The organism is Flavobacterium flevense (assembly GCF_900142775.1).
GTDB classification, from domain to species: Bacteria; Bacteroidota; Bacteroidia; order Flavobacteriales; family Flavobacteriaceae; genus Flavobacterium; species Flavobacterium flevense.
The window spans coordinates 1-15,527 of sequence record NZ_FRCC01000013.1 but is presented as its reverse complement, the minus strand read 5'-3'; the positions used below and the strand labels follow the sequence as shown (position 1 = coordinate 15,527).

Genomic DNA, 15,527 nt, shown 5'->3' with positions numbered 1-15,527 from the left:
ATGGCTAGCTCGGATTCAATGTCATTAAGTTACATTATGTTTTTCCTTAACTTAATGACATTGAGCGCGAGTTTCTAATTCGTACCTGCAAACTATTACTACATTAAATATTTTCTTGTATTTAACAACAAGGATTATATTGACAGATTGATTTATTACCTATAACATATGATTTTTAATTCCATTTTGATTACAGAAAGTTTTTTGAGTTTAAAGCTATAGTATAAATTTACATCTAAATAAATGTGTTATTAAAAAAATATAAAAAACTTAGAAAATGACATCGACAAAATTCCTATATAAATTATTTTCTACTACCCTATTTTTATCTTTTTTTGTGGCTTTTGGACAAAAAAAGACTATAGAAGTAAAAGATCAAAATTTCAATCAAGGATGGTTGTTTAAAAAAGACACTTTGAAAGGTGCAGAAATAACATCTTATTATGATTCCAATTGGAGAAAATTAAACCTTCCTCATGATTGGGCAATCGAAGGACCTTTTAGCATTAAAAATAACGCTCGAACTGGTGGTTTACCGATACATGGTATTGCTTGGTATAGAAAACATTTTACTATCGATTCAAAAAATAAGAACAAGCAAATAAGTATCGAGTTTGATGGCGTCATGAGCAACGCCAAAGTGTATTTGAATGGACAATTTGTAGGAGAACGCCCTTATGGTTACATTGGATTTGAACTCGATTTAACTCCATTTATCAAGTTTAAACAGGAGAATGTGATTGCGGTAAGAGTAGCTCCCGAAGATTTGTCGGCAAGATGGTATCCAGGAGCTGGAATTTACAGAAACGTTTATCTCAAAATAAATGACAATATCCATATACCACAATGGGGTACATACATTACTACTCCTACTGTAACCGATGAGAAGGCTACAGTTAAAATCCAAACAACTGTAAAAAACACTTCAAATAATTCGATTAAAGCTATTCTAGAAACTACACTAAAAAATAGTAATGGAGAAGTGGTCGCTACCCAAAGTCAAAACATAAGTTTGGCGGGAATTTCTGAACAAAAAGTGAATCAAGAAATTGAAATAAAGAATCCAACTAAATGGGATATCAATGCGCCAAATTTGTATACAGCGGTTAGCCAAATAAAAATAAATAAAGTAGTAGTTGATGAATATGAATCCAATTTTGGAATCCGTACCATAAAGTTTGATGCCAATAATGGCTTTATTTTAAATGGGAAACGCGTTGCCATCAAAGGGGTTTGCTTACATCATGATTTGGGTCCTTTAGGTGCTGCTGTAAATTTTAGAGCAACAGAACGTCAGATGCAAATTATGCAAGCAATGGGTGCCAATGCGCTTCGAACTAGTCACAATCCTCCGTCTCCAGAAATGTTAGCGGTATGTGATAAACTAGGAATAGTTGTAATAGTAGAAGCATTTGACGAATGGAAAATGGCCAAAGTACCGAATGGGTATAATAAATATTTTGACAAATGGCACGAAAAAGACCTAAGAGATATGATAAAGAGAGATCGTAATCATCCCTCAGTAATTATGTGGAGTATTGGAAACGAAATTTTAGAACAAGCTAAAAATGAAGGATGGGAATTGGCCAAACATTTGAATGATATTTGTCATGACGAGGATATTACCAGGCCAACAACAGCGGGATTTAATTATTATCCTGAGCCGTTTACCAATAAATTAGCCTATCAGATTGATGTTGTAGGTATGAATTATTGGCCTGCCGATTATAAAGAAATTAAAGAAAAGAATCCTAATTTGATTATTTATGGTTCGGAAACATCATCGCAAACCAGTAGCCGAGGGGTATATCATTTACCCATTGAATACACCGAAAAACACGAAACCAATCAGGTTTCAAGTTACGACACAACTGTTGGGCCGCCTTGGGCATATGCTCCTGATGTAGAGTTTGATGCGCAGGAAAGCAATTCTTTTTCTTTGGGGGAATTTATTTGGACTGGGATTGATTATTTAGGAGAGCCAACTCCTTATGGAGGTAAAGATAATGCAACAAATGGGTATTGGAATTCTGATTGGCCATCCCATTCTTCCTATTTTGCTCCAGTAGATTTAGTAGGAATTCCTAAAGACCGCTATTATTTATATCAAAGTCAATGGACATCTGAGCCTATGGTTCACGTTTTACCTCATTGGAATTGGAAAGGTAAAGAAGGGGAAAACATCCCTGTTTTTTCATATACAAATTGTGATGAAGTAGAATTATTTGTCAATGGAAAATCTTTTGGAAAAAGAGTAAAAGGGAAAGACTTTACAGAGATTCCATCCGAATACCATGGTTTCAAAAGAGGGATGTACAAATCCAAATACCGTTTATCCTGGGAAGTGCCATATTCGCCAGGAAGTTTAAAAGTTGTAGGATACAAAAACGGGAAAATAGCCGCTGAAAAAGTAATAAAAACGGCGAGTTCTCCCTATCAAGTGAAGTTAATTGCTGACAAAACAGTTTTGGATGAAAGCGGCAACGATTTGTCCTATATCACTGTTAGGATTGAAGATAAAGAGGGTAATTTATGTCCTATTGCAGATAATAGGGTCGAATTTAGTATCGAAGGCCAAGGTGTTTTAGCAGGTGTTGGCAATGGGGATGCAACCTCATTGAATTCTTTTCAAGCCAATAGTTGCAATGCTTTTAGTGGTATGTGTATGTTGATTGTTAAATCAATTGATAAAAGGGGGGAGATAAAAATCACAGCAAGTTCTAATGGATTAGAATCAAATAATATTACATTAAAAGTAAAATGATTTTTAAAGACGCTCTATTAAAATACTATTTTTGTTGTTTGCAATTACTTGATTGTCTATAAATTACATAAAAATAAGGTGAATAATATTGCTAATTTAGCCTTGTTAGATTTTTAAATAAGTTGCCCCCAGATTACCCAAATAGTTAAACTCTATAGTTCCATTAGAACGTTTTGGAGTAATAATTGTTTTTTTAGTAAATAACCCAAATAAATAGTCTATTAAACATGAAAACAAATTTTAAAATTAATTCGCTTTTTACTGTATCACTTTTATTTGTTCTTATACAAAGTGTCATAGCCCAAAAAAGCCCCTTCTTTAAGCAAGGAGAAGATCTAAAGCCTCTTGAAATGAAATGGAAATTGATAAAAAATATGTCGGATGAATTTAACGGAAAAGCGGTTGATGAAGGAAAATGGCAGATATCTGGACAAGGATGGATTGGGCGAGCCCCAGGATTATTTCAGGCTGAAAATATAATGGTATCTGACGGTAGTTTGAAAATAACAACCAAATTATTACCAGAGCCAGTTGTTAAACAAAATAAGACTTTTACTCACGGAGGGGGTTATGTAGGCTCAAGAAATGCCATGACTTACGGATATTATGAATGCGAAATGAAAGCAAACAAAACTTTTATGTCCTCTACATTTTGGCTAATTAACGAAAGGAAAGATTCACAAGGTTGTCAAAAAAGAACAATTGAGTTGGATATTCAAGAATGCGTAGGCCAGATAGTGAATAAGGAAGAATGGATGAAAAACTTTGATGAAAAGATGAATTCAAACACACATAGTAGAGATATTCCTGAAGGCTGTGATTATAAAAAAGGATCCGTTAAATCAAGTGGAAATATAGGGACAAAAGTTTACGATGATTTTCATGTCTATGGTGTATGGTGGAAATCTAAAGATGAAATTTTATTCTTCCTTGATGGAAAATTTGTTTCGCAAGTTAAACCAGTTGCAGATTTTGATATGGAAATGTACTTGCGTATGGTAGTTGAAACTTACGATTGGAATAAAGCTCCTGAAGATGGTGGAATGAAAGGAACAATAGAAGATAGAACTACAACTTATAATTGGGTAAGATCTTGGAAATTAGTAAATTAGCGGCAAAATAAAACTCGAATTTGTATTTATTAATTGAATCCATCAAAAAACAAATACGCTTGAACATCTAAAAGCCATAGTATTTATGAATTCTTTTTTTAAAATTACCTTGTTTGTGACTCTACTAGTTTCTTTAGGAGCAAATGCAAAAATACTAAAGGAAAAGTATAAACCAAAAGCCACTTTTTCTATAGTAAAATGGGAAGTATTGGATATATCATTTCCTATTAAAACAAATTTGAAATCACCCTTTACGGCTCGTTTTGGAGCTCTTTTTAGTCATGAAAATGGCAGTACTCAAGAAGTGCCTGGTTTTTATAATGGAAATAACGAATGGATTATTCGATTCTCAAGTTCTATTGAGGGAGAGTGGACATTTGTAACTTTTGGAGAAGAAAAATCTTCAGAGAATCTAAAAGGAAAAGTAAGAATCACAAAAAATAAAGCGAATAATCCAGGAGCAATCGTTATTCCGAAGGAAATGCCTCAAAATTTTTTCTATCAAGATGGGACTCCCTATTTTTTACTTGCTTTTGAATGTGATTGGTTATTTGCACTAGATTATCATAATAAAAAAGCATTACCCAAAACAGACCATTTGCTAGATTTAATCAAAGAAAACGGTTTCAATCAGGTGGTTATGAATGTTTATACCTATGATGTAAGTTGGGAAAAAGATCCTAAATTAAAAACGCATCCCGAACATGAGTTTGGTGGAATGGATGATATGTTCCCTTTTTCAGGGAATAATAAAAAGCCAGATTTTAGTGCTTTGAATCCTGAATTCTTTAATAAGCTAGACCGAACCATCAGCTTAATGCATGATAAACGAATTGCCTCACACCTAATGATTTATGTTTGGAATAAACTAGTTGCTTGGCCTGATATGAATACTGAGGCGGATAATATGTATTTTGATTATGTAATCAAACGGTATCAAGCTTTTCCAAATATTGTTTGGGATATTTCCAAAGAAGCATTGTTTTACGGAAGAGCCGATGAGAAATACATTAATGATAGGATAGAAAGAGCCAGAAAGGCCGATAAATTCAATCGACTATTGTCCGTTCATGATTTTAAATTTTGTGCGAAATACCCAGAAAATGTCGATTTCATATCCACACAAGATTGGTCGGATAATCTTTATAATAAAATGTTTGAAGCGAAAACTAAATTCAAAAAACCAGTTTTTAATATTGAACATGGTGGTTATGAAGAATCCCCCTATGTAGTGTTTACAGGAGATTATATAAATGCTGAACATTGTATTCGACGCAATTATATGTGTCTGTTTGCCGGTGTATATTCTACTTACTATTGGCAAGGTGCTTCATGGAATGTAGTTATTTATAACCCATTTGAGCAGCCTATTGATTGTATTAAACCCAAGTTTGAATATTATAAGCATTTAAAAAAAATATTTACAGATTTTGATTTTACGAAACTAAAACCAACACCGGGTAAAAATGGAAGCGGATATTGTCTAACAAATGATAACGGCATTACTTTATTATATGTAAACAAAGAAAATTACGGTATAAATGCTTGGCATTTGAAGCCGGAATTTGGAGAAAGAACGACTCAATGGTTCAATGTGATCACGGGCGAGTTGACCCCCGAAGTTGATTATGATAAAAATGAAAAACAAATTTCACCCTGGGCAAATAAAACAGATTCGATATTGATTTCACGCTTAAAAAGCTAAATTTACAGGAAGTCCTTTTGACCATTTGTTATACTCTTTTGTTCATATGTAGCATTGTGATTTAGTATATAAAATTACTTTAGCCGAAGTTAATGTACCCTTTTTCGGGGTTTAATGTTAAACTAAAATAGTTGTTAATCCTTTCATTTCGGGGGGGGTACAAAAATTTAATAAACTGGAGGAAATTCAGTCTATTCACAGAAGTATCTAGAGTTCCAATAACTATACAATTATGATATTTTTTAAATCAAAAATAAATGTTTATTGCATTTATTATGTCCTATTCGTTTTTTTAATTTATTCACATTCAAATGCCCAAAATTTGAATTTTAATGATTCATGGAAATTTTACAATGCCGAAGCCAATGGGGCTGAGCAGGTAAATTTTAATGATTCCAAATGGCGTAGTTTAAACCTACCTCATGATTGGGCTATCGAAGGTCCTTTTGATATAAAATACAATGCCCGTAGTGGTGGTTTGCCTTTTCATGGAATAGGCTGGTATCGTAAATCATTTAAGATGGACAAAGCAGCCAAAGGAAAAATTGTTCGTATTGAATTTGAAGGTGCTATGTATGATGCCTATGTTTGGGTAAATGGACAATTGGTAGGAAATCGCCCTAATGGATACATTGGTTTTGAATTTGATATTACTAAATTCTTAAAGTACGATGGCTCTAATAATATCATAGCTGTTCGATTAAAACCACAAGATATGTCTTCTCGGTGGTATCCAGGAGCTGGAATTTACCGTTCTGTTTGGTTAAAAATAGACGAACCTATTCATGTTAAACAGTGGGGTTCTTATATTACCACTCCAACAGTCACAAAAGAAAAAGCAACTATACAAAATGAAACTACGGTTGAGAATAAAACAAACACAGCGGTTACTGTAAAGGTTAAACAAGAATATTTTTCACCTGAAGGGAAATCAGTAGCTATAGTAGATGAGGATTTAAAAATTGAACCAAATTCTAAAGCTATTTCTGCTTTGTATACAGTCATAAAAAACCCACAGCGCTGGGATACTAAAACGCCACATTTATACAATGCAGTAACAACGATTTTACAAAACGGAAAAGAATTAGATAGTTATAAAACCCGTTTTGGATTGCGTACTATTGCTTTTACCAAAGATGGTTTTTTCTTGAATAATGAAAAAGTGCGTTTCAACGGGGTGTGTTTACATCATGATAATGGCGCTTTAGGTTCGGCAGTGTATAAAAGAGCCGATGAACGCAAATTACAAATCATGAAGGATATGGGGACTAATGCTATTCGTACTAGTCACAACCCGCCTTCAAGAGAGTTTTTAGATTTATGCGATGAGTTAGGTTTGTTAGTTTTGGACGAATCTTTTGACATGTGGAAAATGGCCAAAGTAGAAAATGGCTATAGTGTTTTCTTTGACCAATGGGCAGAGAGAGATATCAAAGACATGTTGTACAGAGATCGTAACCATCCCTCTATTATTATGTGGAGTACAGGAAACGAGATCTTAGAACAAGGAGATAAAAAGAACGGTTGGAGAGTGGCTAAAATGCTTAACGATTACTGCAAGGAAGTAGATCGTACTAGACCAACAACTTTGGGAATGAATTATTATTCAAATCCTTATGATAATAATTTTGCGCAGCAAGTAGATATAGCTGGGGCAAATTACAAACCAAGTAACTATGAAGAAATTAGAAGAAATTACCCGGAATTGCCTTTTTATGGTTCTGAAACTTCTAGTTGTACTAGTAGCCGTGGGGTGTATCATTTACCAATAGAAAAATACGATACGCATTCATCAAAGCATGTTTCTAGTTATGATTTAATTGGTCCACCATGGGCTTATCCGCCAGATATTGAATTTCATTTTCAAGAGAAAAATCCATTTGTTATGGGAGAATTTATTTGGACAGGATTCGATTATTTAGGTGAGCCTACTCCTTATGGAGGAAAAGATAATTCTACTAATGGACAATGGAACAGTGATTGGCCATCTCGTAGCTCGTATTTCGGTGCAGTTGACTTAGCAGGTTTTCCAAAAGATAGATTCTTTTTGTACCAAAGTCACTGGACAACAAAACCTATGATTCACCTTTTGCCGCACTGGAATTGGGAAGGAATGGAAGGTAAAGAAATTCCAGTATACTGTTATACCAATGTGGACGAAGTTGAACTTTTTATTAATGGTAAATCAAAGGGACGTAAGGTTAAAGGAAAAGATTTGACTGAAATCAAAATTGATTTTTTTAGATATGAACCAAAAACTTTTAAATCAAAATACCGTTTATCATGGAATGTTCCTTATGAACCTGGAACTTTAAAAGTGGTAGGCTATAAAGAAGGAAAAAAAGTGAATGAAGAGGTGATTACAACCTCAGGAAAACCAGCCAAAATTAGCTTATCTGTTGACAGAAGTAAAATTGATGCTGACGGTCAAGACTTAGCTTATGTTACTATAAAAATTTTGGATAAGAATGGCAATTTTTGTCCATTAGCAGATAATCTAGTGACTTTTGATGTCAAAGGAGCGGGAGAAATAGTTGGAGTTGATAACGGAAGCCAAATCAGTTTGGAATCTTTTCAAGGGAAACAAAGAAAAGCGTTTAATGGAATGTGCTTGGTTATTTTAAAATCATCTAAAAAATCGGGGATAATGACTTTAAAAGCGAGTTCGAAATCATTAAAAAGTGCTCAGATTGTAATTGAAACGAAGTAAGATTTCAATTCTTTCTGGATCATATATTACTTATAGCACAAAAAAATAAATCATAACGAGTAGCTTGTAAAAACTACTTGTGATGATTTTTTTGCATCAATACCATTTTTTTTGTATTAGAATTATTTACTAATAAGAAGGTTCAAAAAAAGACATTCAAAGAGTTAGTAAAGTAAGGTCTAATAAAGGTTTAATAATTCATATATTCGGCAGAATTGTTTCCGCTTTTATAAACTTATTTTTCGGCTTATTTATTTGTATTGTGCTGTTAAAGATAATGTTGTGTTGTTTTTTTTTTGCTTTTAATTATCTGTAAAAACCATAGGTGTCCTCAAAAAAAACATTTGTTGCCTTTCTTTGGGTTGAATTTTAACAATTTTGTAACATAATAATAAACCAAAATAAAATTATGAAATTTCAATTATTTAAAAATTTAAAAACAAAAGCTTTTGTGTTTACACTCATTAGTTTTTTATGTTTTAGTGTCTCACATGGACAAGCTAAGTCTGTTAAGGGAACCGTTACATCAAAAGGAGAACTTTTGTTTGGTGTAAACATTATCATTAAAAACACCACTAAAGGTACAGTAACCGATATTGATGGTAATTTTAATATTAACGCTTCTCCTAATGATATATTAATTGTTAGCTATTTAGGTTATCAAACGAAAGAAATTACTGTAGGTGACAAATCAGTTCTAAAAGTGGTACTACAAGAAGATACTTCGAAATTAGAAGAAGTTGTTGTAATTGGTTATGGAACTGTTAAAAGAAAAGACCTTACGGGATCTGTTGTTTCTCTAAAAGCAGATGATTTAGATAAGGTACAAACAGTCTCGTTTGAAGGAGCTTTGGCAGCAAAGGCTTCTGGTGTACAAGTGGTTAGTTCTGAAGGAGGCCCTGGGGCAGGTTTTAAAATTAGGGTACGTGGAGGGTCTTCTATTAATGCTAGTAATGACCCGCTATATGTGATTGATGGATTTGCTATTGATGGTACGGCACAAGGTACAGGTCTTGGAATAGGAAACACTTCGACTAGTCCTTTATCAGCTATTGACCCAAGTAACATCGAATCTATCGAAGTTTTGAAGGATGCTTCTGCAACTGCTATTTATGGTTCTAGAGGAGCAAACGGTGTAATTATAATTACCACTAAAAAAGGTAAAAAAGGTAGAGCTGATTTCAATTTTGAAACCTATTCAGGTTTTAGTGTTATTTCAAATAAAATAGATTTATTATCAGCACAAGAGTTCGTAGATTGGAGAAACGAATACTCGCCTTGGGATCCAAACAATGCTTCGGACGAATTTGTTAGCTCTTATAGAGACCAATATGGTAATGATATCAGTTTGAAAGATCCAAGAGTAGTTCTTACAGATTGGCAAGATCAAATTCTAAGAACTGCTTATATGAAGAATTACAAACTAGCTACTAGTGGTGGTTCAGATAGAAGCTCTTATTCAGCCTCTTTTTCTTATTTAAATCAAGAAGGAATAATTAAAACTTCAGATTTCGAAAGATACAATGGAAACTTAAGTTTAGATCAAACTATTAATGATAAATTAAAAACGGGAATGAACATTGGTCTTGGATACAACAAAACAGGCGGTGTTGTTTCTTCAGCTACAGAAAATGCTAATGGACGTTCTGGTATTGTAACTAATGCAGTATTATTTGCTCCAGTTCAAGGATTAAAGCGTTTTAGTGATGCGGAATATGATGAAGACGGACGCTTAGTTTCACTAAGAGGTGGAGATATTTCAAATCCAAATTATATTTTAGAAAATGATATCAATAATGGAACAGCCTATAATGTTTATGGAAATATATATTTAGAATATAAAATCCTTAGAGGTTTATCTTTCAAATCTTCATTAAGAATGAATACTTTCGGAGGAAAAAACAAACGTTATTTTTCTGAAAAATATGGATGGGGTAAATCAGCAAATGGTAGAGCTTTCTTAGGTACATTTCAAGGTCAAGGTATAACCACTGAGCAAAACTTGAATTACAACAAAAAAATTGGTGATCATTCCTTAAATATTACTGCGGTTTACGAACAACAACAAACATCCTTTGAAAACGTAACATCGGCTTCTACTGGTTTTGATTTGCCAAATATTAACTTAGACAATTTAGGGACTGCTACTGTAACATTGCCAACGCAATCTAATTATTCTGGCAATGCACTTAAATCGTATTTGAGTAGAATTCAATATGATTACAAAGACAGATACACTTTAAATGTTAGTGCTCGTTATGATGGATCTTCTCGATTTGCTGAAGGAAAAAAATGGGGGTTCTTCCCATCAGTAGGTGCAGCTTGGAAAGTGAATAATGAAGAATTCTTAAAAGATGTCAATTGGTTAAGTAACTTAAAGTTAAAAGCGAGTTATGGAGAAACAGGTAATACGGCCATAGGTTCTTTCCGTTCCTTAGCTTCAGCAGGATTAGCTAGTACTATTTTTAATGGAAATGCTATAAATACTGGTGTTGCTATTGATAGACTTTCAAATAAAGATTTAACATGGGAAACAACATCACAAGTTGATGCTGGAATCTCATTAGGATTGTTCAATAGTCGATTAAACTTTGAAGTTGATTATTATGAAAAAGAAACTACTGATTTATTATTAGAAGTACCATTACCTTCTACTTCTGGATATAGAACTGCTTTTAAAAACTTAGGAGCTATTTCTAATAAAGGACTTGAAATCTCATTTCATTCAATCAATGTACAAACTGATAACTTTAAATGGTCATCTGATTTTAACATTAGTTTCAACAAAAACAAAGTATTGGATTTAGGAGGTGCTAAAGAATTTTTCATCACTTCTATTGGAGATAATCAAATAAGAACTGATTATGTAGTAAGAGTGGGTGAATCTTTAGGTTCTATTTATGGATTAAAGACTGCTGGAGTATATAACTATAGTGATTTTGCAGCCTTTGATGGTTTGACAAATCAAGAAGCTTCTGCTAAAATATATGCTGACGCTGCTACTCAAGGTGTTGCTTATACTGATGTAAAATACACCCTTAAAGCGGGTGTGCCAGTTTCTTCAGGACAACCTAATATAAACAACTACAGACCAGGTTTACCTAAATTTGAAGATCAGTTAACAGTAGATACTAATGGTGATGGAATCCTAGATGCAGGAGATGGAATTATAAACTCTAATGACAGAACCATCATTGGTAGAGCGGTACCAAAGCATTTTGGAGGTATGACAAATAACTTTACTTATAAAAACTTTGATTTGTCAGTATTGACTTCATGGTCTTATGGTAATGATGTATACAACAAAAACATAAAACAAGCCACTGCTCAAGATATTCCGTTTTTTAACAAATACGGAAGTGTAGCGGATCGTTGGACACCAAATAATCCAGATACTGATATTCCAGGTGTTAAAGGCGAAAGTCAGGCAGGTGTATCAGGTAATGCTTATTCATCTTATGTAGAAGATGGTTCTTATTTGAGATTAGCAAATATTACATTCGGTTACAATTTACATAAAGAACTAGTCAAAAAAATAGGACTGAAGAGTTTTAGAATATATGGTGCAATTGATAATGTATTCGTTTGGACAAAATATTCAGGATACGATCCTGATGTAAGTGTAGGGAATAATCAATTAACTCCAGGACTAGATGTTGATTCATATCCAAAAGCGAAAACATTTAGAATTGGTTTAAACGTAGGATTTTAATCGACGGTTATTTTAAAATTAATTATTAAAAGGAAAAAAATGAAAAAAACAAATAGTTTATTGCTATTATCATTAATGATAGTATCAATGACATCGTGTAGTGATGATTTTTTAAAAGAAAACCCAACTACCTTTGTAGACCCAACTGCTTTATTGGTAAATAAACAAGGAGCCGAAACTTATTTACTAGGAGCGTATGATGCTGTACAAGGAACCATAAGTACAGGACAACCTAACTTTGGTAATGATGCTGCAAATAGTGGATGGGCCTCTCATTGGGGGACAATGGGAACTGATGAAGTAGTTGTGCCAGGTTATGCCGGAGATCGTAAATTAATCTATTTGCAACAATTAACACCTACTACAGGAGTGGTGCAAACTATGTGGGAAAACCTATATGTTGCTTTGAATAGAGTGAATAGTGTGGTTGACAGAGTAAGTGCCATGACTGATGCTCAAATAACTCCAGCTGATAAAGCGTATATTGTAGCTCAAGCAAGATTTTTAAGATCTACTATTAATTTCGCCTTGGTTTGTACTTGGGAAAATGTGCCACTTATAAAAAATGAGACAACCAGTTTAAGTAACTTAGAAGTGCCTCAAGCAAAACCTGAAGAGGTGTATGCCTTCATAATTGAAGATTTGAAAGCGGCAGAAGCTGTACTACCTATTGAGCAAGGCAAAGGAAGAGTAACTAAAGGTGCTGCTCAAGCATTATTAGGTAAAGTATATTTACAAATGACTGGATTCCCATTGAATCAAACCGATAAATTTGCTCTTGCGAGTGCTAAATTAAAAGAAGTTATGGATAGCGGTGTGTATAATTTATTGCCAAATTATCGTGATGTATTTACTTTAGTCAATGAGCAAAGTGTAGAAATGGTTTATGCTATAGGCATGGATGGACCAGGGAAAAATGAAGGTGGTATGCTTGGCACCTTTTACGGACCTAATGGATCTACAAGTAATGGAGGGGGGTTTAATACCTGTTTTATCAATCATTTCTTCGCAGATAGTTATGATGTTAATGATATTCGTTTGCGTAATAATATTGCTAAACACAGTGCTAATGACTGGACACCTGAGGAAGGTTTTAGTAATCCAGCTTCGTGGACAGTTGCCAAAAACAATTGGAAACCATGGAAATGGCATGCCTCTAAACCTAATTCGTATGCAAACGATACCCCTTTCGACAATCCTTATATTCGCTATGCTGATGTGCTGTTAATGTATGCTGAAGCTTTAAACGGTCAAAATTTGTTAACTCAAACAGTTATTGACAATACGGTAAACAAATTAAGAGCCAGAGCAAGAACGACTCCAACTGCTGTACCAGATATGGTATTAGGAACTAAAGAAAGCAATGCAACAGAACTTTTATCAGAAAGACGCAAAGAATTATGCTTTGAAGGATGGAGACGTAATGATTTAATTCGTTTTGGAAAATACAAAGAAGCCATTAGTGGTATTACTCAATTAGGTAGTAACGCGGGAGACCCAGGATTAAATTATAAGGATTTCAAAATTAGATGGCCTATACCAAACTCAGAAAGAAAAATTAATCCTAAGTTGGATCAGAACAAGGATTATTAATAAATATATATATATATTATGAAAAAAAATATTAAAACTATAGCGTTTATAGCTGTTTCAGTGCTATTAATTAGCGTTTCGAGTTGTACAGAGGGATCTAATCTATATGACGGTTTAAAAGATATTAGTTTAAAACCCACAGCAAATAAGTTGTTGATTACGGAAGGTGAAACTATAACTTACACGGATTCTTCATTAACGGTTAAATCAAGAAAGTGGACTTTTGAAGGAGGAAATATAACTACTTCAAGCGATGGAGTGGTTACTGTGACCTATCCAACAGCATCTCCTTCTACGGGTACTGGCCTTCAAGCAATAAATCAAGGTTTCTCAACAACTCTTCAAGTGACTCACGATGACAATACAACTGAAAGTCATTTGTTTAAAGTAAAGGTATTCAGGAAAGTAGTACCTGATTTTGTTGCCAGTAGAACCACTGAAATGTTTGGAAACAGTATTCAGTTTACTGATAAAACAATAGACGGTCAATCCTCTTTTGATGAAGCAAGGAAAGACGATACTATTTTGTGGGAATTTGAAGGAGGAACACCTGCAACCAGTAATGAAAGAAACCCTAAGGTGATTTACAATACACCTGGGAAATATGCTGTAAAACTAACGGTAAAACGTAGTATGCCAGCAAGTACAGGTACAACCACTAGAGTAAATTACATGAACATTCTTGCAGTGCCGTTATGTGATGAAACTGTAAATCTTGTGGGTTGTGGAAACATAGGTGGTGAAATAGCTGGTCTAGGGGATTGGATTGCACTTGGAAATGCAGGCGAAAATAAAATCGCTAATTTATCCGTATCAACACAACGTTTTACACAAGGAACAGGTAGTCTAAAATATTTGTATGATGAGCCAGGAAAACCAGCTTTTACAAATAACATTATAAAAATGGAAAATCATCCGTTTACGGTAACTACTGCTGGTTCCTATAAGCTTTCAATGGATACTTTTGGAGAAATTTTATCAACTGGAGCTAATAAAGATTATGTGTTTGAAATATCTACACCTGCAGTAGGAACCACAAATGATGCTAACAAACTGTTTTTTAGAACTACTGGAGGTAGCTGGTTTAAAGCTTCAAGTACTGTAACCTTAGCCCCAGGTAAATATTATATTCAAATAAAAATGTGGAATCCAGGTTTTGATACTAATCTAAAATACAATCTATTTATAGATGATATTAAAGTGATTAAAAATTAAAAGATTAGTTGTTTAAATTTAGAGGCCTTTTTGTGAAAACAATTAGGCTTTTCTTTTATGAAAAATTTCCATTTTTAGTTGAATATTTATCTTTTACAAAGGCCTCTTTTTACAGTTTTAATAAAACTTATGTATTTAAAATTATTCCCTTCTGCTTCGGCTCAATATACATTGGATAATAATTTAAAAATAAAAGCAGCTTATAGTAAAAGAGTAGATCGTGCTCCAACCTATAAAATGAATCCATTTAAAGAAAGAGAGCATTCTGAAACTTTTGAACAGGGCGATAAAAATTTATTACCGGAGTTTACTGATTTAGTAGAATTAGGAATAAGCAAAAATTTTAAAGGTGGAAATTCCGTTTTTGCTACTGCCTATTACAGAGATGTTCAAAATTTAATTAACCGTGTCAACACTTTGTCTTATGATAGATCAGGAGTACTTAATGACACTATTTTAGATCGTATTTATACAAATGTGGGAAGAGGAAGAGCGGTAGGTCTTGAATTAGGAACTCAATTCAAACCTACGGAGAAATGGACTAATTTTATTGGAGCCAATATTTATAATTTTAATATCAAAGGTAGTTTTGACGGAAAACCAATTAATTCAAACGCGACCCAATATTCGATAAATGCCAACAGTACCTATAATTTTTCAGAGACTGCATCTATGCAATTTACATTGAATTATTTGTCAGAAAAAATCACAGCACA

8 protein-coding genes are annotated in these 15,527 nt (G+C 33.5%); all 8 read left to right on the top strand.

Annotated elements, in window-relative coordinates; genetic code table 11:
• The first annotated feature begins 277 nt into the window (after nt 1-277).
• On the top strand, nt 278-2,764 hold the full coding sequence (gene galB / locus BUB89_RS16235) for a beta-galactosidase GalB (protein ID WP_073246983.1): 2,487 nt from the start codon (nt 278-280) through the stop codon (nt 2,762-2,764).
• Between the two features lie 227 nt (nt 2,765-2,991).
• Nucleotides 2,992-3,876 carry a family 16 glycosylhydrolase gene (locus BUB89_RS16230; RefSeq protein WP_073246981.1) on the top strand — a complete coding sequence of 295 codons (885 nt, stop codon included), beginning with the start codon at nt 2,992-2,994 and terminating at the stop codon, nt 3,874-3,876.
• 85 nt (nt 3,877-3,961) lie between these two features.
• Nucleotides 3,962-5,581, top strand: coding sequence for a DUF5060 domain-containing protein (locus BUB89_RS16225; RefSeq protein ID WP_073246979.1), 1,620 nt, complete (start codon nt 3,962-3,964; stop codon nt 5,579-5,581).
• 322 nt (nt 5,582-5,903) lie between these two features.
• Entirely contained in the window at nt 5,904-8,291 is a 2,388-nt protein-coding gene (gene galB / locus BUB89_RS16220) for a beta-galactosidase GalB (protein WP_234982676.1), read from the top strand.
• Nucleotides 8,292-8,700: 409 nt separating this feature from the next.
• The gene (locus tag BUB89_RS16215) at nt 8,701-12,003 is read left to right on the top strand and encodes a SusC/RagA family TonB-linked outer membrane protein (protein ID WP_073246975.1); all 3,303 of its coding nucleotides are present in this window, start codon (nt 8,701-8,703) and stop codon (nt 12,001-12,003) included.
• A gap of 39 nt (nt 12,004-12,042) precedes the next feature.
• Nucleotides 12,043-13,596: a RagB/SusD family nutrient uptake outer membrane protein gene (locus BUB89_RS16210; protein WP_073246973.1), complete on the top strand. Its 1,554-nt coding sequence runs from the start codon at nt 12,043-12,045 to the stop codon at nt 13,594-13,596.
• 18 nt (nt 13,597-13,614) lie between these two features.
• Nucleotides 13,615-14,811, top strand: coding sequence for a PKD domain-containing protein (locus tag BUB89_RS16205; protein WP_073246971.1), 1,197 nt, complete (start codon nt 13,615-13,617; stop codon nt 14,809-14,811).
• Between the two features lie 129 nt (nt 14,812-14,940).
• A partial coding sequence (locus BUB89_RS16200; protein ID WP_143161164.1) for a TonB-dependent receptor domain-containing protein occupies nt 14,941-15,527 on the top strand: 587 nt, incomplete at its 3' end.

Bases quoted from the DNA above. Each gene is read 5' to 3' on its own strand.
- galB (WP_073246983.1), top strand. From the start codon at position 278: ATGACATCGACAAAATTCCTATATAAATTATTTTCTACTACCCTATTT.
- BUB89_RS16230 (WP_073246981.1), top strand. From the start codon at position 2,992: ATGAAAACAAATTTTAAAATTAATTCGCTTTTTACTGTATCACTTTTA.
- BUB89_RS16225 (WP_073246979.1), top strand. From the start codon at position 3,962: ATGAATTCTTTTTTTAAAATTACCTTGTTTGTGACTCTACTAGTTTCT.
- BUB89_RS16215 (WP_073246975.1), top strand. From the start codon at position 8,701: ATGAAATTTCAATTATTTAAAAATTTAAAAACAAAAGCTTTTGTGTTT.
- BUB89_RS16210 (WP_073246973.1), top strand. From the start codon at position 12,043: ATGAAAAAAACAAATAGTTTATTGCTATTATCATTAATGATAGTATCA.
- BUB89_RS16205 (WP_073246971.1), top strand. From the start codon at position 13,615: ATGAAAAAAAATATTAAAACTATAGCGTTTATAGCTGTTTCAGTGCTA.